Source organism: Streptomyces sodiiphilus, assembly GCF_039529215.1.
Classification (GTDB): Bacteria; Actinomycetota; Actinomycetes; order Streptomycetales; family Streptomycetaceae; genus Streptomyces; species Streptomyces sodiiphilus.
Genome location: NZ_BAAAMJ010000012.1, coordinates 88,008 through 106,840, shown reverse-complemented (window position 1 = coordinate 106,840; position 18,833 = coordinate 88,008). Strand labels below are relative to the sequence as shown.

Genomic DNA, 18,833 nt, shown 5'->3' with positions numbered 1-18,833 from the left:
CTCCTGCCTCCTCCTGGTCCCATGATGCCGTGCGAGAGCCGGCCGGGCGCGCCCCGGCCCCGGACAGGTGTCCGGGGCCGGGCGTCCGAGCTGCTCTCAGGCCGCCGCCGCGGTGCTGTCCGCGGTGATCCCTCTGGTGGATTCGATCACCTTGCGGAGCTTCTTCGCCAGTGCCTCGTAGAAGAGGCTGAGGGGGAACTCGTCCGGGAGCACCTCGTCCACCAGCTTGCGCGGCGGCAACGTGAGGTCGAGAGCCTCGGGGCCCTTCGCCCAGGTGGATCCGGGGTGCGGGGCAAGGTGACGGGACACCAGTTCGTAGGCCGCGAACCAGTGCACGAGCTTGGGCCGGTCGATGCCCTGGCGGTAGAGCGTCTCGATCTCCTCGCGGAGCTGCCCCGTCACCTCGCGGGCACGCTGCCAGTCCACGCTCAGCTTGTTGTCCCGCCAGCGCAGCGCGTCGTGCTGGTGGAGGTAGGCGAAGAGCAGCTGGCCGCCGAGCCCGTCGTAGTTGCGGTTGCGCTCGCCGGTGACCGGGAAGCGGAACATCCGGTCCAGCAGGACGGCGTACTGGACGTCCCGGCCCTGTTCCAGACCGTCGGCCTCCAGCCGTACCGCCTCGTGGAAGGCGGTGAGGTCACAGCGCAGCTCCTCCAGCCCGTACATCCAGAACGGCTGCCGCTGCTTGATCATGAAGGGGTCGAAGGGCAGATCGCCGTGGCTGTGCGTGCGGTCGTGGATCATGTCCCACAGCACGAACGTCTGCTGGCAGCGGTCCTGGTCGTGCAGCAGACCCCGGGCCTCCTCGGGGAGCTCCAGACCCGTGACGTCCGCGGCGGCGCCGATCACCCGGCGGAAGCGGGCCGCCTCACGGTCGCAGAAGATCGCGCCCCAGGAGAAGCGCTCGGGCACCTCGCGCACCGACACGGTCTCCGGGAAGAGCACCGCCGAGTTGGTGTCGTACCCCGCGGTGAAGTCCTCGAAGGTGATGCCGAGGAAGAGCGGGTTGTCGTACCGGGTGCGCTCCAGTTCGGCCAGCCACCGGGGCCACACCACCCGCACCACGACCGCTTCCAGGTTCCGGTCGGGGTTTCCGTTCTGGGTGTACATCGGAAAGACCACGAGGTGGCAGCGGCCGTCCGTCCGCTGCTCGGCCGGGCGGAAGGCCATCAGGGAGTCGAGGAAGTCCGGCACACCGAAACCGTCCTCGGCCCAGCGGCGCAGGTCCGCGACCAGGGCGTGGTGGTAGTCCGCGTCGTGCGGCAGCAGCGGGGACAGCTCCCGCACCGCGGCCGCCACACGCTCCACTTCGCGGAGGAGTTCCGTGCGGGAGGGTGCCCCCTCGGCCGAGAAGTCGACCGAGCCGTCCGCGGACTGGGCCGTGCGGATGACCTCCACCGCGCCCTTGAGCCGGGCCCACGCGGGCTGATCGACCACCCGAGCGGCAGATGATCCGCCGCTCGAAGTGGCGGCGGGAACCAAAGTTTCCGTCATGACCCATCCTTCACAGAAAAATCTCGCGTACTCGTACGCTATCCGGGCGATGCAGTACCGGCAAGCGGGGCGACAGGAGATCTTGCTGCGCACACCCCCTTTGAGTGCAATTTCTTCGGCACGCCGCTTCGGAGTTCGACTTCTTCCCAGGTTCCCGCGAAGCAAGCAGGCGTTCAGCCGGCGGTCACCGGAGGACGCTAGGGTCTGGCGTCATGCCACTGCTGACCGTCGGACACCGGGGACTGATGGGTGTCGAGCCGGAGAACACCCTGCGCTCCTTCCGCCGAGCCGAACGCGCCGGACTGGACGTGCTCGAACTCGACCTCCACCTGAGCAAGGACGGTGCACTGGTGGTGATGCACGACGCCAAGGTGGACCGCACCACCGACGGCTACGGCGCCGTGCGCGACATGACCCTCGCCGAGCTGCGCGGGCTGGACGCGGGCGGGGGCGAGCGCGTGCCGGTCCTGGAGGAGGTCATCGACTCCGTCTCGTCCCCGATCCAGGCGGAGATCAAGGACCGCGACGCGGCCGGCGTACTGGCCGGTCTCATCCAGCGCCGCGGTCTGCACGACCGGATCACCGTCATCTCCTTCCACGACGAGGCCCTGCGCGCCACCCGGGAACGGCTCCCCGCTCTTCCGGTCGGCCTCGTCACCGGCCGCTCCACCGCACTGGCCCCCGAGCGTGCCCGCGAGCTGGGCGCGGGTCTGGTGTCCGCCGAGCTGGCCCGGCTGGATGCCGGCGTGGTGGCCCGGTGCCGCGCACTGGAGCTGCAGGTCATCGCCTGGACGGTGAACTCCTCCGAGGACCTGGCGCGCGCCAGGGAGCTGGGGCTGGACGGAGTCGTCACCGATCTGCCGGAGATCGCGCGGGCCGCCGCCGCGGACTGACCCGGACGCGCCCGCGGTGCGCCCGTTCTGCCTCCGTGCGCTCCCGTGGCCCGGCCCCTGCCGGGCATCCTCCCGCACAGCGGACGGCGGCGGGCGGCGAAGCCGGGAGGGGCATGGAAGGGCCGGCACTGGTGAGCTGGATGACAGCGGCGGGGTGCGGAGCGACCGGCGCGTTCTGCCTGCTGCACGCCCGGCACAAAGACGCACCGCGACAGCGGACGGCGGACGGCGCCATGGGGCTGGGCATGGCCCTGATGGCACTCCCCTCCGGTGTGCCCGCGCCGCCACCGGAGACCCTGGCCGTCCTGTTCGCCGGACTGGCTCTGTGGCCGCTGCCGGGGCTGCCGCGCGGCCACCGCGCCCACCACACGACCGAGGCGCTTGCCATGGTGTACATGGCGCTGTCGATGGCGTCGGCCACGGGGGCACACGCGGCACACGGCAACGGACTGGGCGTCCCGGTGATCACCTGGGCACTTCTGGCGTACTACGCGGTTCACCTGGTGCGCAGCGGCCCCCGGCTGGTCCCGGCCACCGCACAGGGCTCGCCCCGCGGGAGCCCGGGGGACGCGCCCTGCGCGACCTCCGGGGTCACGGCCGCCTGCCGGACCTCCCTCTCCCTCGGCATGCTCGCCATGCTGCTGACCATGTGATCCGCGCAACCGCGGCGGCCCGGGCAGGGCGCCGGGGCCGCCGCGGGCGGTCGTAGGCTGGGGCCATGCTGATCTCGCTCACCCTTGTTGTGCTGGGCGGTTTGGCCGCGGCGGTGGCGCCACGGGTGATGGCCCGCCGTTCCTGGCCGGACCGGGAGCCCGTCCTGGCCCTGTGGGTGTGGCAGTGCGTGGTGGTCGCCGTGCTGCTGTGCTGCGTCCTGGCGATGCTGCTCTCCGCAGCCGCTGCCTGGGAGGGGGTGCGCGCCCAGCTCTTCGCCCCCGCGCCCGAAGGGGTGATCGACGCCTACGCCCTCCATCCGGAAGGCCCCTGGTGGGCCACCGCGCTGACCCTGCTGCTCGCCGCCGGCGGGCTGTGGACCGGGGTGATGTTCCTCAAAGAAGTGCGGGAGGCCCGTGGGCGGCGCCGCCGGCGGCGGGAAGGTCTGCTGGCCCGGTCTCCCCGGCTGCCCGGCGAGGAGACCCGGCCCGGCGACCGGCTGGTCGTCCTGGAGGACGACCGGCCGGACGCCTGGCTGCTGCCCGGTTCCGGCGCACAGCTGGTGATCACCACCGCGGCGCTGCGCCGGCTGAGCTCCCGGCAACTCGACGCCGTCATCGCCCATGAGCAGGGTCACGCCCGGGCCCGGCACGACTGGCTGCTGCGCTGTTCAGGCGCGCTGGCCTCGGGGTTCCCCCGGGTGCCGGTGTTCGCCGCCTTCCGGCGGGAGGTGCACCGGCTCGTGGAACTGGCCGCGGACGACGCGGCCTCCCGCCGCTTCGGGCGCCTGACGACGGCCCTGGCGCTGGTCGGGCTGAACGAGGAGCGCGGTGTCTTCGGGGTCCGCGCAACCCGGCGGGACGCGCAGGTCCCGCTGCGCGTGCACCGGCTGCTGGGCCCGGCCCGCCGGCTGTCCCCGCTCCGCCGGCTTCGGCTGACGGCCGCCGCCGCCCTGGTCCCCGCGGTGCCCGTCCTGGTGGCCTTCGCGCCCGGTCTGTCGGTCCTCAGCCGCTGAGCGGCCCGTCCCGTCCCCGCTGCCCCGTCACCCTGCGGGTTCCGTTGCGGCGCCCTCGGCGGAGCGGCAGGATGGCCCGATGGCCGAGGTGATCACGGGTGCGCTCTTCGACTTCTCCGGAACGCTGATGCGCGTGGAGCCGGCGGACAGCTGGCTGCGCGCGGCACTGGAGCGGACGGGCCTCAGCCTCCCGGACGAGGAGATCTCCGACCTGGCGGCAGCCCTGGAGGACGCCGGGGCCCTTCCGGGCGGCTCGTCCCCGCGCCACATCCCGGCAGCCCTGGAGGAGCTGTGGGAGGAGCGCGACCGGGACGCCCGTCGGCACCGCGCGCTGTACACCGGGCTCGCCCGCCAGGTGCCGCTGCCCGCGCCCGGGTTGTACGACGCGCTCTACGACCGGCACCGCGAACCTGCGGCCTGGCACCCCTACCCGGACACCGTACAGGTGCTGCGCGCCCTTCGGGAGCGCGGAATCCCGGTGGCCGTGGTCAGCAACATCGGCTGGGATCTGCGGCCGGTGTTCCGCGCTCATGGGCTGGACGGCTTCGTCGACGCCTATCTGCTCTCCTTCGAACACGGGGTCCAGAAACCCGGTCCCGAGCTGTTCGCCCTGGCCTGCAGGAAGCTCGGGCGCACGCCGCAGCAGGTGCTGATGACCGGGGACGACCGGGTCGCCGACGCGGGTGCGGCCCGGCTGGGCTGCGCGGTTCATCTGGTGGAGCATCTGCCGGTGGCCGACCGCCCGGCGGGTCTGCTGCCGGTCCTGGATCTCATCGGCGGACCGGCACCCGGTATCGGGCGGTCCCCCGCGCCGCCCGATACCGGAGCCTGACTCCCGGCACGCGCACCCACCGGGGCGGACGTCCGGGACCGCGCTGAGTATATTGGCTGCCAGCCAGTCAACGCAGGAGCACCAGGATGACCCCTCGAAGCGCTTCGGTCAACGAAGAGTTGCGCCGACGGTCGCGGGAGCGGCTGCTGGAAGCGACTGTGGAGATCGTCGGCGAGCACGGCTACGAGGCGGCCACGCTGGGCGACATCGCGGACCGGGCCGGCTCCGCCCGGGGGCTGATCTCCTACTACTTCCCGGGCAAGCGGCATCTGCTCCAGTCCGCCGTCCACCGGCTGATGCACCGGTCCCTGGCCGACGCCATGGCGCGAGAGCCCGTTCCGTCCGGCCCGGAGGCGGGCGACGAGATGCTGGCCCGGGCCGTCGACACGATCCTCGGCCTGGCCCGGGACCGGCCGGTCCTGATGCGCGCACACATGGCGGGGCTCCTCCAGCAGGAGGGCTTCATCCAGTGCGCCGAGCAGCAGCGACTGGCCGCGGTGCTGCGCGAGGCTGTCGTCCGCCGGGGCTCGGCCGATCCGGAGGCCGACTACCCCATGCTGCGCGCCCTGCTGATGGGGGCGGTGGTCGCCCTGCTCCTGCCCGGCGCCCCGATGCCGTTCGCCACACTGCGCGCCGAACTCCTGGCCCACTACGGCATCGGCTGGGAGCGCGGCTTCCCCCCCGAGGAAGAGCCGGGGGGCGGTACGGACGTCAGCGACGGGTCCGCCGCGGCGGCAGATACCCCTCGTCCCGGGCACTCGCGATCAGTTTGAGCGACCTGCGCCTGCTGCGGCCGGTCGCGCACATCACCGCCAGCACCGGATCACTCCCCTCCTCCTGGGCCGCGAGGTAGGCGGCCGCCGCCGTCCGGCGGCCGGGCCGGCTGCGCGGCCAGTTGCGCCGGGCGCGGTGCCGCGCCCGCGTCTTCCGGTAGCCGGTCCCGAATGCCGGCAGCGGCCGCCCGGCGCCGCGGCGCTGGTCCAGCACCAGCCGGCAGGCGTCCTGCAGGGGTTCCTCGATCCATTCGGCCAGAGTGGAGAAACCTTCCAGCGGAAGCGGCGGGTCGGCGTGCAGGTCCTCGATGGAAATCCGGTCGCCACTGACCGCGGCGACCACGTCGATGCGCGCGCCGTCGGCGAAGGACAGCCGGACGCTGAACCACGGCGGCAGCTCCCCGGTGCCGGCCCCCTCGCCTGCCGCGCCCGAGCCGTGCCCCTGGACCTCCCACACCGGCCACACCGACACCGAACTGCTCAGCCGGCTGCTCCCCGGAGGGGTGATAACGGTACTTTCGCCCACCGGGGAAACGTAGCGCCCTCCGGTAGCCCTGGGCGCTCCTCGGCGGTTCCCGGGCTCACATACCACTCCATTGGCGCAGTCTCCCCGTACACATGCCCGCAGTGGGATGCTGAGGTCTTCCGGCCCGGTTCGGCTGCGTCAGGAGAACTGCCATGCTGCGAGTAGCGGTTGTCGGCTCCGGCCCCAGCGGCGTGTACACCGCCCAGGTACTGACCGAGCACCGGGACTCCGGGTGCCCGGTGACGGTGGACGTCCTGGACCGCCTGCCCTGTCCCTACGGCCTGGTCCGGTACGGGGTCGCGCCCGACCACGAACGGATCAAGTCCCTGCAGGGCACCCTGCGCACGGTGCTGGAGCGCCCCGGCGTCCGCTTCCTGGGGAACGTCCACGTGGGCCCGCAGGGCGTCGGGACCGACGCCCTGCGGCGGATCTACCACGCGGTGGTCTACTGCGTGGGCGCGGCCGCCGACCGGCGGCTCGGCATTCCCGGCGAGGACCTGGCCGGCAGCCGCTCGGCCACCGAGTTCGTCTCCTGGTACAGCGCCCACCCCGACGCCCCGGCCGGATTCCCGCTGACGGCCCGCAGCGCGGTCGTGATCGGCGCGGGCAACGTCGCCCTCGACGTGGCACGCATCCTGGCCCGCGACCCGGCCGAGCTGACCGGCACGGACATGCCGCGAGAGCGCCTGGAGGCGCTGGCCGCCGGCCGGATCCGCGACATCCACCTGGTGGCACGGCGCGGCCCCGCCCAGGCCCGGTTCAGCACCAAGGAGCTGCGCGAACTGGGTGCTCTCCCCCACGCGTCGGTCCGGACCGACCCCGGTGATCTCGACGCCGGCCCCGCCGCGGCGCGTGCCGACGCGCTGCCGGCGGCCGCTCGCCGCAATCTGGCCGTGCTGCGCGGCTGGGCGGCCGCGGGGCCCGGGGAGGCGGCCCGCCGTATCCGGCTCCGGTTCTTCCTGCGGCCGGTCGCCCTGCTGGACGACGGCCGAGGGGCGGTGCGGGCGGTGCGCTTCGAGCGGACGACGCCGGACGGCACGGGCGGGGTGAGCGGCACCGGCGTCCACGAGGAGGTCGCCGCGCAGCTGGTGCTGCGCTCGGTGGGCTACCGGGGTCGGGCGCTGCCCGGGCTGCCGTTCGACGCGAGCACCGGAACGGTGCCGCACGCCGGGGGCCGGGTGCTGCGCGAAGGCTTTCCCTCCCCGGGCGAGTACGTGGCGGGCTGGATCAAGCGCGGTCCGACCGGGGTGATCGGCTCCAACCGGCCGTGTGCCAAGGAGACGGCGACCGCCCTGCTGGCGGACGCCGCAGCCCTGGCACGGCGCGCGGTGGCCGCCGGGGGCCCGGCGGGCGCCCTGCGGGCGGCGGGGGCCGACCCGGTCGGCTGGGAAGGCTGGCGGGCGATCCAGGCCGCCGAGGCGGAAACCGGCCGCCTGCTCTCCCGGGGGCCGGTGAAGATCCCGGACTGGACGGGGCTGCTCGCCGCGGCGCGCTCCGGGGGGTGACCGCCCCCACTCGGCCGGCCGGTGCGCGACCCGCCGGAAACCGCTGCCGGGCGGTTGTCAGTGGCCCAGGTCACACTGAGTCCACGTGAGAGGCCGAGGTACGGAGGCGGACGGACCATGACGGATGTGCTGCTGGCAGTGGGGACCCGCAAAGGGCTCTTCCTGGCGCGTCGGGAGGCGACCAGGCGCGCGGGCGGAGGATGGGAGCTGGACGGCCCGCACTTCACGGGGCAGGCGGTGTACTCCGTCGCGATCGACACCCGGCCGGCCGGCGGCCCGCGCCTGCTGGCAGGTGCGGACAGCGCCCACTGGGGGCCGTCGGTCTTCCGCTCCGACGACCTGGGGGCGAGCTGGCAGGAGCCCGCGCAGCAGGCCGTGCGGTTCCCCCAGGACACCGGTACCTCATTGGAGCGGGTGTGGCAGCTGACGCCTGCCGGGCCCGGGGATCCGGACGTGGTGTACGCGGGCACGGAGCCCGGCGCGCTCTTCCGGTCCGCGGACGGCGGGCGTTCCTTCGAGCTGGTGCGTTCCCTGTGGGAGCACCCGACGCGGGAGGAGTGGCAGCCGGGAGGGGGAGGGCTCGGGCTGCACACGGTGCTGACCGATCCCCGCGGCGGGCAGGCGCTGACGGTCGCGGTCTCGACCGGTGGCGTGTACCGGTCGGACGACGGCGGGGGCGACTGGTACCCGTCCAACAGCGGCGTGCAGGCCACCTTCCTGCCCGACCGTTACCCCGAGTCCGGCCAGTGCGTTCACAAGGTGGCCCGTGACGCGGGGGACCCGGACCGGCTCTATCTGCAGAACCACTGGGGCGTCTACCGCAGCGACGACTCCGGCGCCTCGTGGCAGTCCATCGGGGAGGGGCTGCCGTCCGACTTCGGCTTTCCCGTCGCCGCACACCCCCACCGGGCGGGTGTCGCCTACGTCTTCCCGCTCAACGCCGACGCGGACCGGGTGCCGGCCGGCCACCGGTGCCGCGTGTACCGGACGCCGGACGCGGGGCACAGCTGGGAGGAGCTGGGCGACGGGCTGCCCGCGGGCCCGCATCACGGCCCGGTGCTGCGCGACGCCCTCACCACGGACGACGCCGACCGGGCCGGGGTGTACTTCGGCAACCGCAACGGTGAGCTGTACGGCAGCGCCGACGAGGGCGACAGCTGGCAGCTGCTGGCGGCCCATCTGCCGGATGTGCTGTGCGTACGCGCCGCGGTCACCGGCTGAGCCGGCGGTACGGCCGCTTCGCGCGACGGACAAGACGGCGGGACGGCGGGACGGCACGGGCGTTGACCGGTAGGGTGACGGACCGTGGCAGCACGACCCTTGAACGAGATCGTCGAAGCGGGCTGGGCCGAGGCGCTGGAGCCGGTGGCCGGGAGAATCGCCGCGATGGGTGACTTCCTGCGTGCGGAGGTTGCCGCCGGGCGGACCTATCTGCCGGCGGGGAACAACGTCCTGCGGGCTTTCCAGCAGCCCTTCGACGACGTCCGCGTCCTCATCGTCGGACAGGACCCCTATCCGACACCCGGTCACGCCGTGGGGCTCAGCTTCTCGGTCGCACCCGATGTCCGTCCGCTGCCGGGCAGCCTGGAGAACATCTTCCGGGAGCTGCACACCGATCTGGGGCATCCCCGGCCGTCCAGCGGGGATCTCACACCCTGGACCGAGCAGGGCGTTCTGCTGCTGAACCGGGCGCTGACGACCGCGCCACGGCGGCCGGGGGCACATCGCGGCAAGGGCTGGGAGGAGGTCACCGAGCAGGCGATCAGGGCCCTGGTGGCGCGCGGAAAACCTCTGGTGGCGATCCTGTGGGGGCGCGATGCCCGCAATCTGCGGCCGCTGCTCGCGGGAGTTCCCTCGGTGGAATCGGCTCACCCCTCCCCGATGTCGGCGGACCGCGGGTTCTTCGGCTCCCGCCCGTTCAGCCGGGCGGACGGCCTGCTGCGCGAGCAGGGCGCGGAGCCGGTGAACTGGCGCCTGCCGTGACGGATTCCGCGGGACCGTGGGTGCTGGGGGTCGACTCCGGCGGTTCCGGGCTGCGGATCGCGCTGGCCCGCGTCGCCCCGGACGGGAGCGTCGAACGGTGCGGCGATCCGGTGGCGGGCTCCTCCCCGGTGCGCACCGGGGAGGGCGGCCTCGACCCCGCGCATCTGCTGGAGCAGCTGCTGCCCGCGGCCGGTGAACTGCTGGCGAGGGCCGGCTCCGGTGCCCGGCCGGCCGCCGCCTGCGTCGGTGCCGCCGGAATGACCACGCTGGGCACCCGGCTGCGGGCCGAGCTGCCCGGAGCCCTCGCCGACCGGCTCGGAGTGCGGCGGCTCGCACTGGCCGCCGACGCGGTGACCGGCTACGCGGGCGGGCTCGGCGAGCGGTCCGGGGCCGTGGTCGCCGCGGGCACCGGCATGATCGCGCTGGGCACGGATCTGACCGGCTGGCGCCGGGCGGACGGCTGGGGGCACCTGCTCGGCGACTGCGGCGGCGGTGCCTGGATCGGGAGATCGGGCCTGGAGGCCGCGCTGCGGGCCCACGACGGCCGGGAGGGCGGTTCGGCCGCCCTGCTGGCCCGGGCCGAGCGGCTGTTCGGACCGCCGGCCGGGCTGCCGGAGCGGCTGTACCCGCGGGCGGACCGGGCAGCCGTGCTCGCCTCGTTCGCCCCCGAGGTGGCCCGGTGCGCCGGGCAGGACGCCGACCCGGTGGCGGGCGCGGTCATGCGGGCCGCGGCACGGGAGATCGCCGTCACGGCGGCGGCCGTCTGCCCTGGGACCCGGGGCAGCCGACTGGCCCTCACCGGCGGGCTGATCCGGCTCGGCGACCCCTTGCTGGCACCGCTCCGGCAGGAGTTCGCGACGCGTCTGCCGCACGTGGCCGTGGTCGGGGCGGCGGGAGACCCGCTGGACGGGGCGCTGCTGGTCGCCGCCCGGCTGGCCACGGGCACGCTGCGGCTCCCGCGGCACCCGACGCTGCTGTCGGTGAGCTGACATCCCTCCTGGTCACCGGGGGTGCGACACGCATCACGCGGCGTGCCGCTCATCGCGACGCGCGGTGCAAACCCGGACAGAACCGGAGTGTACGGCCCCGGCCGAACAAGCCGCCTCCACGAGGCATTAACATGCGACGGCATGAGCGCCTCCACAGGGCCCACTCCCGGCCTGCCCGTACGAATGCCGCGACCCCGCCAGCCGGGACGTCACCGTAGACCGGAGCCTGTGACCGCGCCGGACGGTGCGCCCGCTCTGGTACTGGCCGTCCCCGGCGTTCCTTCCGACACGAGCCGCCGGCTCGCCGAGGAAGTCATCAGCATCGCCCGCTCCGAGCTGCCCGGTCTCGACGCGTGGATCGGCTACGCGGAGAGCCGGGACGAGGAGTTCCCACCTCTTCAGGAGGTCCTGGCGCGCGCCGCCGCGGAGCGCGGCGATGCCGCGGCGGACCAGCCCGCGGCGGTCGTTGTCCCGCTTCTCGCCGGCCCCGACAGTTCGCAGCTGCGGATCATACGGCAGGCGGTGCTGGCCAGCGGGTCCGGCGCCGAACTGACCGATGTCCTCGGGCCGCATCCGCTGCTGGCCGAGGCCGTGCACGTCCGGCTGTCCGAGGCGGGCCTGGCCCGGGCCGACCGCGCCCGGCTGTTCACCGTGGCCACGGCGGCCGACGGCATCGTACTGGCCACGGTGGGCGGCGACGAGGCTGTACAGGCCGCGGGGATCACCGGGATGCTGCTGTCGGCGAGGCTGGCCGTTCCGGTGCTGGCCGCCGCTCTGGACGAGGCAGGGGCGATCGCGGGGGCCGCCCGGCAGCTGCTGGAGTCGGGCTCGACCCAGCTGGCCCTGGCACCCTGCCTGATCGGGCCGGAGATCTCCGAAGGACTGCTGGCCGCGGCGGCCGAGGAGGCGGGCTGCCCGGCGGCCGAGCCGCTGGGCGCCTACCCCGGGCTCGGCAAGCTGGTGGTGGCGGCCTACTCGGCCAAGCTGGGTCTGCCGCAGCGCCCTCAGGAAGGCGCTTCGCCGGCCCGCTGACCGGCGGTCAGCTCAGAACGACGCAGCCGGGCGCCGGGACCCGCAGGCTCCCGGCGTGCTCCGGCAGGCCGTCCCGCTGCCCGGTGCGGAACCATGCGACATCCCCGGAGCGCTCGTTGGCGACGTAGAGCCATTCGCCCCCGGGAGCGAGGGCCAGCGCCCGGGGCCAGGCACCTCGGCACGGCACGGTGCCGACGAGTTCGGGGCGGCCGGCCCCTTCGGGGCCCAGGTCCAGGACGGCGATCGAGTCGTGCCCCCGGTTGGCCGTGTAGAGACGGGTGCCGCAAGGGGAAACAGCCAGACCGGACGGATAGTTCTCCCCGGCCGTGCCCGGGGGCAGGAGGGCGGTCTCCTCCAGCGGCTCCAGCTCTCCTGCCGTGGCGTCCCAGCCGCACCGCACGAGCGTGGAGTTCAGTTCGTTGACCACGTAGGCCATCCGCCCCTCCGGGTGGAAGGCCAGGTGGCGGGGACCGCTGCCCGGCCGCAGCCGCACCTCGCGACCGGGCGGATCACCCGGGCCGGGATCCACCGGGTGAATCCACACCGAATCGGTGCCCAGGTCCACCGCCAGCAGCCGGTCTCGAGCGGGCGCGAGCACCACCGCGTGGGCGTGCGGCCCGTCCTGGCGGCCCTTCACCGGGCCGCCGCCCCGGTGCGTCCGCACAGCCGCCGGTCCGGCCGGGGAGCCGTCCTCGCGCAGCCGCAGGGTGCTGACGCTGCCGGAGGTGTAGTTCGCGGTGTAGAGCCGCTCCGGCCCGACGGCCAGATGGGCGGGCCCTGCACCACCGACCTCCACGGGAGGGCCCAGCGGCTCCGGCGTCCCGGGACGGGCGAGGGAGAAAGCCGCGGCCCGGCCTTCGGCCGTCTCGCTCACCGCGTACAGCACCGGGCGCCCGGGGGCGAGGGCGAGGAACCCCGGATCGGGCAGAACTGCGGTGCGGTGAACCGGACTCAGCGCTCCGTCCGCCGCGCCGGCTCGGGCGGTGGTGATGCCCCACCCGCCCCGCGAGGTGTACGACCCGATGTACGCGTAGCGTGCGCCGTCCTTCACTGCCCTGCTCCGTCCGTCACCGGTGTGCACTGCCGCGCAGACGGTACCAGGCTGGTCCATACCAATCGGAGCCCTCGGTCGCGAGCTCCCCGGTCACCCCAGAAAGCTCAGCCGCACCTGGCACTGGGGGTTGTCCCGGTTGGTGTCCACCAAACTCCCTCAGGACAACCCCCGGTAAAGCCTGGCCTCACCAGGCCCCGTCCTGGTGAGCGGCTCAGCACGCGGCAACCGGTAGGCGCCGACAGGTGCTCGACCTGTTGCGGATCAGCCGAATCGTATGTCCGACGCTTCATGCCGTCCCGTGATCACACACGAGCGATCATCACTTGCGAGAGGGTGGTCCGGCGGCGCTCAGCACAAGCGCCGCGGCGAGTATCTGCGGCGGCTTCGTCGACATCGACTGCTGCTGGTCGAGCAGTGCGAGACGCTTCCGCAGCCGTACATCAAGCCCGGTAGCCTTGCGGTGGAGGCTCGCGGAGGACTCCTTGGGCTTCTCGCCCCTCCGTTCCTTCTCGGAGGCCGCCGCAGCATCGAGGAGCAGCCGCTCCTTCTCGGAGGTCAGGCGCTTGGTCACCAGCTCACGGGTCCTGACCAACTCTGCCAGGCGACGAGGCTGGACCTCGGCCAGATACGCGGGAAGCCTGTTCGCGATGATCCAGCTGGTCGCATTGGCCTCGGCATCCGCGAGCCAAGGAAGACCGCGCGCGATGTCGGCCGACGCACCGTCGGTCGCCTCAGCGCAGACGAGGTAGGGCGCGGGGCCGGCCGGCCGCACAGTGCCGCGGCTGTCGACGTAGACGTAGGCGAACCGTCGGGCCACCGACGCACCGGTGGCATCCGCGACCTCTTCGACCACCCCGACGAGTAGGTGCGGTTCTTCGAGGGTGGCCGAGACGAGGACGGTGCCCCGGTTGAGGGCTCCCCCGAAGGTCCGGATGGTCTCGGCCATGACGGCGTCGTGCAGCGGGTGGCCGGGGACGAGCAGGTCGACACGGGCGCGGGCGTCGGGCCGGACGCGGCCGAGGTCGAAGGTGACGTGATCGTAACTGGTGGCGATGGGCCCGTTGCCTGCCGAGCGGACGCACCGCGGCACGTGGGCTATCTCGTGGCGCCCTGGTTCGCGCGCAACGATCCGGCCGCCGAGCCGGGTGAAGGCGTCCTTGAAGGCCGTTGCGATGTCGTGCGGCTGAAGACGTCGGGCGCGGGCTTCGTCCATCGCGGCACGCAGGGCGCGGAGAGCGGCGTCCGAGAAGTGCTCCACAGCGAGCGCACGCTCGTGCAGGAGGCCTGCCAGGCCATCCCCCACGGTGCTGTCGATGACCTCGTCCATCCGATTCCTGACAGCCGGCTGCTCACCGTACTGGATAGCATCGAGGAGCAGGTCCCGCAGCGGGGTCTCGGCGAACGCCTGCCCCAGGACGTCGAAGACCTTCCCGCCGTACGTCTCGCGCATCTGGTCGAGCTTCTCCAGCAGGCGCGTGAAGACCTCACCCTCGCGGGTGTTGGAGGCGACGAGGTTCCAGAGCCGGCAGACCTCCTCCTGGCCGATGCGGTGGATACGGCCGAAGCGCTGCTCGATGCGGTTGGGGTTCCAGGGCAGGTCGTAGTTGACCATCAGGTGTGCGCCCTGCAGGTTGAGTCCCTCGCCGGCGGCGTCGGTAGCCAGCAGGATCTGCACATTACGGTTCTTGGTGAACTCGTCGGTGATCTGCCGCCGCTCCGCCCTGCGTACGCCGCCGTGTATGGCCCTGAGGGCATCGGGCTCGCCCAGCAGCGACCCGACCTTGTCCTGCAGGTAGCTGAGGGTGTCGCGGTGCTCAGTGAAGATGATGAGTTTCCGGGGCCGGCCGTTGATGTCCGTCACCAGCGCGTGGTCCCGGAGGAGGGCGGACAGCTCGGTCCACTTACGATCCGTACCTGCCTCCCGGACCCGCTGTGCCGTCTTCACCAACGCCCTCAGCTCGATGAGCTCGACGTCGAGTTCCTCGACCGTCCGCGCCGCCGTCGCGGCATCGAGCAGTTCCTCCTCCAGCTCTTCGATCTCTTCGGCATTCAGCTCGTCAGTATCGAAGTCGGCAGGATCGATGGCCGGCACGCTCTCGCGAGAGGTCCCGTCGAGAATTTCCTGCCTCTTGCGCTCCAGGCGCTCAGTACGCCGCACGAGGCTCCGGTAGATCGCCTCCGGGCTGGAGGCCAGGCGTCGCTGCAGAACGGTGAGTGCGAAACCGATCGTGTTCCTGCGCTTGCCACCGATGCGGCCGGCACGGTTCATCCCCTCACGGACATAGTGGGTGACGTCCTCGTACAGGTCGTACTCGAGTGCCGTGAGCTCGTAGGGGACGGTCTCCGCGATGCGCTCGGGGAAGAGCTTCCTGCCCTCGAAGGTGAGCAGGTCCTCCTTGATCATGCGCCGCATGATCCCGCTGACGTCGGCACTCCTCTTCTGTCTGCCCTCGAACCGGTCACGGTCCAGCAGGGTGAGGAAGAGCTGGAAGTCCTCCTCCTTCCCCGAGTGCGGGGTCGCCGTCATCAGGAGCAGGTGACGAGTGATCTCGCCCAGGATCTCGCCGAGCTGGAACCGCTTGGTCTTCTCCACCTTGCCACCGAAGTAGTGGGCACCCATGCGGTGCGCCTCGTCGACGACGATCAGGTCCCACTCCGTCTCCTGGAGCTGGGCCTTCAGGTGCTCGTTACGGGAAAGCTGATCCATGCGGGCGATCAGCAGCGGGTGGGTCTCGAAGACGTTGACATGGGGCTGGGAGTCGATGAGCTGGTTCGTGAGCAGGTCGAAACGGAGGCCGAACTTGAAGAAGAGCTCGTCCTGCCACTGATCGACCAGGCCTCCGGGAGCCACGATGAGGCACTGCTTGATGTCATCGCGCAGCACAAGTTCCTTGATGTAGAGACCAGCCATGATCGTCTTTCCCGCGCCCGGATCGTCGGCGAGCAGGAAGCGCAACGGTGTACGGGGCATGAGCTCGCCGTACACGGCGCGGATCTGGTGCGGGAGCGGCTGAACGTCGCTGGTCGCCACGGCGAGCATCGGGTCGAACAGGCCGGCCAGTGAGATCCGCTGGGCTTCCGCGGCCAACCTGAAATCGCCGGCGGGCGCGTCGAAGGCGCGGCTGCCACTGTGAGCGACGCTCAGCCTGTCCTCGTCCTTGCGGAAGACAACCCGCTGGTCGAGGCCGCCCCCAGCGGTCTTGTAGGTCAGTTCGACCGCGTTCGCACCGTGCCACTGGGCGGCGATGACCGTGGCTGCCTCCGCCGGCATGAGACCGCTGATCCGCAGCCCCGGCTTGAGCTCCTCGAGCAGCACGTACACAACCTCCTGCTTGGCGGCCGGCGAACGCTACTCGGACGTTCCGGCGGTTTCCTGATCCCCGTCGACTTCGTCAACCGGGGTCGCTAATCTTCCCAGAGGTCGTGCGAGTGGCGGGGGCAATGGAGCGAGAAGCACGTCAGCACCTGCGCGGTGTGGTGGAGGAGATCAGCGGGTGGCGCAAGCTCGCGGTACAGATCGTGGAGCAGCGTGAGCCGGTCGAGACAGCGGCGGAGGACGCCGCCAGGCGACTTCTCGGGCGCGTAACGTCACTCGGGACCGGGAGCAGCGTCGCATGGCGCGTACTGCAGCTCACGCCGTCCGATGCCGACCTGGTCACCTCCCTGGCCCGCCGCCAGGCCCTTCCGGAACTCAGTGCCCCTGTCCAGCAGGGCATCCACCAGTTGACCGGCGATGCCGACCGGGCGCTGACGGCCGTCCGGGCCCTGTTCGGTGCCCGCCGGATGTTCTCTGGCAAGAGCCGCAAGAACGAAGCGGGGCAGGCCGCGGCCTACCTGATGTCGCTGCACGAGCAGGTTGCGAGCACCCGGCTCGTCGCCGGGCTGGAAGGCCTGGCGGCTCGGGACAGAAGTGCCTTCCCCGCGGTCGGACTTCCGGCCGTCCTCGATGACACCGTCGGCTTCAGCCACCGCCTCGGCACCCGAGCCGAACTCGTCGAGCGGCACGAATTGGACACCGCCAGGACCGCGCTCGCCGCGATGGAACAGGCTCTGCACCGCGAGAGCGAGTTCAGGACGGCAGTGAGCGCCGCCGGCGATGCCGTCCGGCAGGCCGAGGTGCGCAAGCTGCTCGCCGAAGTGCCCGTCGAGCGACTCAAAGACGCAACCAGTGGTCAGCTGCGCATCAACGCGCTGATCGATGCCGGGATCGGGAACGTGCAGCAGGTCCTCGACCAGAGATCACGCATTCGATCGCTGCCCGGAGTCGGTGAGACGACGGGCAACCGAATGGTCGGCGCCGCGCGGACCATCTGGCAGACCACACTGGATGAGATGCCGGTCCGCATCGACATCAAGAACCGAACCCAGGCCACCACGAAGCTCCTCACGGCGATGCGGGCGTGGGACGCGGCACGCTCGATACGCAGCGCGACAGCGGACCTCGCCGCCGCCGACGCGGTACGACCGCTCCTCCAGAGTCTCGATCCCCAGGCCTCCCACGTCGTTCTTGTCCCCCAGGCTCGGACCGTCGCCGAGTTGCGTGCCGCACTGGCGGCCGTCGAGCGCCGCGGGACATTGCTCGACGGTGGGGTTGACGTCGCAGGCGGTGACCCCTGGGAAGATTTCAGCACCCGGCCGGCCGATTACTACGCGATGCTCGCGGAACTCGGATTCCTGGCAGACGACGCCGAGAAGAGTCAAGGGGACCTGCCGGCCGAGATCGTCGCCGCGGTCAGGGAGCTCAAGCTCGACACCAGCCAACTCAAGGCGTCTCTCCGCGGCTACCAGTCGTTCGGCGCACGCTTCGCGCTCGTGCAACGAAAAGTCGTCATCGGCGACGAGATGGGTCTGGGGAAAACGGTCGAATCACTTGCCGTGCTCGCCCACTTGCACGCCAAGGGCTGCTCCCATTTCCTGGTGGTGTGTCCCGCTGCCGTTGTGACCAACTGGGTGCGCGAAGTCCGGACGAAGTCCGACCTGCGCGCGTACCGCCTGCACGGGCCGGGCCGCGACGACGCGCTGAAGTCCTGGGTCCGCTACGGCGGAGTCGCGGTCACCACCTACGACACCCTCGGTTGGCTGGAGGGACGGATACCCGAACGCGCCACACCCGCATGCCTGGTGTTTGACGAAGCGCACTACATCAAGAATCCCGATGCCCGGCGCACCCAGCGCTCCACGGCCCTCCTCCACGCATCGGAGCGAGCAGTGCTCCTGACCGGCACCCCGCTGGAGAACAGGATCGAGGAATTCCGCAATCTCGTCGGCTACCTCCGGCCGGACCTGCCGGTCAGTGCCTCGGAGCTCGCTCCTCGCCAGTTCCGGAAGCAAGTGGCCCCGGCTTACCTGCGACGCAATCAGGAAGACGTCCTCACCGAACTTCCGGAGCGGGTCGAGGTCGACGAGTGGATGCCGATGTCCAAAGCCGACGAGCAGCGCTACCGAGCGGCTGTCGTCGAAGGCAACTTCGCGGCCATGCGCCAGGCCGCTGTACTCGCCGGCGTCAAATCCGAGAAAGTCCAGCGCCTCATCGACATCGTCCAGGAGGCGGAGGAAAACGAGCGCAAGGTGCTGGTCTTCTCGTACTTCCGTAATGTCCTCGACGAAGTGGCCTCGGTCCTCCCGGGCAAGGTTTTCGGGCCCTTGACCGGTTCCGTACCCGCAGCAAAACGACAGAGCATGGTCGACGAGTTCTCCCAGGCCCCCCACGGGGCCGTCCTCGTCGCCCAGATCGTGGCGGGCGGCGTCGGGCTGAATATCCAGGCGGCATCGGTCGTCGTGATCTGCGAACCCCAGCTGAAGCCGACGACCGAATGGCAGGCAATCGGCCGCTCCCACAGGATGGGGCAGCTGGAGTCGGTACAGGTGTACCGTCTGCTCTCCGAAGAAGGCGTCGACCAACGCATCATCGAGATACTGGCGCGTAAGCATCAACTCTTCGCGGAGTTCGCCCGCGTCTCCGAAACCGCCGACAGCGCCCCGGAAGCGTTCGACATCACGGACGCTGAACTGGCGCGGGAAATCGTGGCGGCCGAGCGCGAACGCCTGCTCACTGGCGGCTGACGAACACGGGACGGGGCCTACCGCCT

General features: G+C 71.9%; 15 protein-coding genes. 11 read left to right on the top strand and 4 right to left on the bottom strand.

Annotated elements, in window-relative coordinates:
• Window positions 1-96 precede the first annotated feature (96 nt).
• On the bottom strand, window positions 97-1,491 hold the full coding sequence (locus ABD299_RS08360; protein WP_344259947.1) for a DUF6421 family protein: 1,395 nt from the start codon (window positions 1,489-1,491) through the stop codon (window positions 97-99).
• 212 nt (window positions 1,492-1,703) lie between these two features.
• Between ABD299_RS08360 and ABD299_RS08355 the strand changes: the two genes are divergently transcribed.
• The 5 genes from ABD299_RS08355 to ABD299_RS08335 all read left to right on the top strand — a co-directional run bounded on the left by ABD299_RS08355 (window position 1,704) and on the right by ABD299_RS08335 (window position 5,655).
• Window positions 1,704-2,384 carry a glycerophosphodiester phosphodiesterase gene (locus ABD299_RS08355; RefSeq protein ID WP_344259945.1) on the top strand — a complete coding sequence of 227 codons (681 nt, stop codon included), beginning with the start codon at window positions 1,704-1,706 and terminating at the stop codon, window positions 2,382-2,384.
• Between the two features lie 140 nt (window positions 2,385-2,524).
• Window positions 2,525-3,037 carry a DUF5134 domain-containing protein gene (locus tag ABD299_RS08350; protein WP_344260017.1) on the top strand — a complete coding sequence of 171 codons (513 nt, stop codon included), beginning with the start codon at window positions 2,525-2,527 and terminating at the stop codon, window positions 3,035-3,037.
• A gap of 65 nt (window positions 3,038-3,102) precedes the next feature.
• Complete coding sequence (locus tag ABD299_RS08345; protein ID WP_344259943.1) at window positions 3,103-4,050, top strand: M56 family metallopeptidase; 948 nt, start codon at window positions 3,103-3,105, stop codon at window positions 4,048-4,050.
• Window positions 4,051-4,129: 79 nt separating this feature from the next.
• Window positions 4,130-4,882, top strand: coding sequence for an HAD family hydrolase (locus tag ABD299_RS08340; protein ID WP_344259941.1), 753 nt, complete (start codon window positions 4,130-4,132; stop codon window positions 4,880-4,882).
• Between the two features lie 86 nt (window positions 4,883-4,968).
• Window positions 4,969-5,655 carry a TetR/AcrR family transcriptional regulator gene (locus ABD299_RS08335; protein WP_344259939.1) on the top strand — a complete coding sequence of 229 codons (687 nt, stop codon included), beginning with the start codon at window positions 4,969-4,971 and terminating at the stop codon, window positions 5,653-5,655.
• Here ABD299_RS08335 and ABD299_RS08330 read toward each other — a convergent pair.
• Window positions 5,594-6,181: a DUF6214 family protein gene (locus tag ABD299_RS08330; protein WP_344259937.1), complete on the bottom strand. Its 588-nt coding sequence runs from the start codon at window positions 6,179-6,181 to the stop codon at window positions 5,594-5,596. The genes ABD299_RS08335 and ABD299_RS08330 overlap by 62 nt on opposite strands.
• A 152-nt stretch (window positions 6,182-6,333) precedes the next feature.
• On the opposite strand from ABD299_RS08330, the gene ABD299_RS08325 reads away from it, so the two are divergent.
• From ABD299_RS08325 to ABD299_RS08305, 5 genes are all read left to right on the top strand, one after another.
• Window positions 6,334-7,686 carry an FAD-dependent oxidoreductase gene (locus ABD299_RS08325; RefSeq protein ID WP_344259935.1) on the top strand — a complete coding sequence of 451 codons (1,353 nt, stop codon included), beginning with the start codon at window positions 6,334-6,336 and terminating at the stop codon, window positions 7,684-7,686.
• A gap of 117 nt (window positions 7,687-7,803) precedes the next feature.
• The gene (locus ABD299_RS08320; RefSeq protein ID WP_344259933.1) at window positions 7,804-8,907 is read left to right on the top strand and encodes a WD40/YVTN/BNR-like repeat-containing protein; all 1,104 of its coding nucleotides are present in this window, start codon (window positions 7,804-7,806) and stop codon (window positions 8,905-8,907) included.
• 84 nt (window positions 8,908-8,991) lie between these two features.
• Complete coding sequence (locus ABD299_RS08315) at window positions 8,992-9,669, top strand: uracil-DNA glycosylase (RefSeq protein ID WP_344259931.1); 678 nt, start codon at window positions 8,992-8,994, stop codon at window positions 9,667-9,669.
• The gene (locus tag ABD299_RS08310) at window positions 9,666-10,658 is read left to right on the top strand and encodes an N-acetylglucosamine kinase (RefSeq protein ID WP_344259929.1); all 993 of its coding nucleotides are present in this window, start codon (window positions 9,666-9,668) and stop codon (window positions 10,656-10,658) included. Before ABD299_RS08315 ends, ABD299_RS08310 begins: the two co-directional genes overlap by 4 nt.
• 141 nt (window positions 10,659-10,799) lie before the next feature.
• Window positions 10,800-11,690 carry a hypothetical protein gene (locus ABD299_RS08305; protein WP_344259927.1) on the top strand — a complete coding sequence of 297 codons (891 nt, stop codon included), beginning with the start codon at window positions 10,800-10,802 and terminating at the stop codon, window positions 11,688-11,690.
• A gap of 7 nt (window positions 11,691-11,697) precedes the next feature.
• On the opposite strand, the gene ABD299_RS08300 is transcribed toward ABD299_RS08305, so the two are convergent.
• Both ABD299_RS08300 and ABD299_RS08295 read right to left on the bottom strand, forming a co-directional pair.
• Window positions 11,698-12,741 carry a lactonase family protein gene (locus ABD299_RS08300; RefSeq protein ID WP_344259925.1) on the bottom strand — a complete coding sequence of 348 codons (1,044 nt, stop codon included), beginning with the start codon at window positions 12,739-12,741 and terminating at the stop codon, window positions 11,698-11,700.
• A 322-nt stretch (window positions 12,742-13,063) separates the two neighbouring features.
• The gene (locus ABD299_RS08295; RefSeq protein WP_344259923.1) at window positions 13,064-16,060 is read right to left on the bottom strand and encodes a DEAD/DEAH box helicase; all 2,997 of its coding nucleotides are present in this window, start codon (window positions 16,058-16,060) and stop codon (window positions 13,064-13,066) included.
• A 125-nt stretch (window positions 16,061-16,185) separates the two neighbouring features.
• On the opposite strand from ABD299_RS08295, the gene ABD299_RS08290 reads away from it, so the two are divergent.
• On the top strand, window positions 16,186-18,807 hold the full coding sequence (locus ABD299_RS08290) for an SNF2-related protein (protein WP_344259921.1): 2,622 nt from the start codon (window positions 16,186-16,188) through the stop codon (window positions 18,805-18,807).
• The last annotated feature ends 26 nt before the right edge of the window (window positions 18,808-18,833 follow it).

Excerpts from the sequence above, each read along its gene's own strand:
- ABD299_RS08360 (WP_344259947.1), bottom strand. The coding sequence starts at position 1,491 with ATGACGGAAACTTTGGTTCCCGCCGCCACTTCGAGCGGCGGATCATCT.
- ABD299_RS08355 (WP_344259945.1), top strand. The coding sequence starts at position 1,704 with ATGCCACTGCTGACCGTCGGACACCGGGGACTGATGGGTGTCGAGCCG.
- ABD299_RS08350 (WP_344260017.1), top strand. The coding sequence starts at position 2,525 with ATGACAGCGGCGGGGTGCGGAGCGACCGGCGCGTTCTGCCTGCTGCAC.
- ABD299_RS08345 (WP_344259943.1), top strand. The coding sequence starts at position 3,103 with ATGCTGATCTCGCTCACCCTTGTTGTGCTGGGCGGTTTGGCCGCGGCG.
- ABD299_RS08340 (WP_344259941.1), top strand. The coding sequence starts at position 4,130 with ATGGCCGAGGTGATCACGGGTGCGCTCTTCGACTTCTCCGGAACGCTG.
- ABD299_RS08335 (WP_344259939.1), top strand. The coding sequence starts at position 4,969 with ATGACCCCTCGAAGCGCTTCGGTCAACGAAGAGTTGCGCCGACGGTCG.
- ABD299_RS08325 (WP_344259935.1), top strand. The coding sequence starts at position 6,334 with ATGCTGCGAGTAGCGGTTGTCGGCTCCGGCCCCAGCGGCGTGTACACC.
- ABD299_RS08320 (WP_344259933.1), top strand. The coding sequence starts at position 7,804 with ATGACGGATGTGCTGCTGGCAGTGGGGACCCGCAAAGGGCTCTTCCTG.
- ABD299_RS08305 (WP_344259927.1), top strand. The coding sequence starts at position 10,800 with ATGAGCGCCTCCACAGGGCCCACTCCCGGCCTGCCCGTACGAATGCCG.
- ABD299_RS08290 (WP_344259921.1), top strand. The coding sequence starts at position 16,186 with ATGGAGCGAGAAGCACGTCAGCACCTGCGCGGTGTGGTGGAGGAGATC.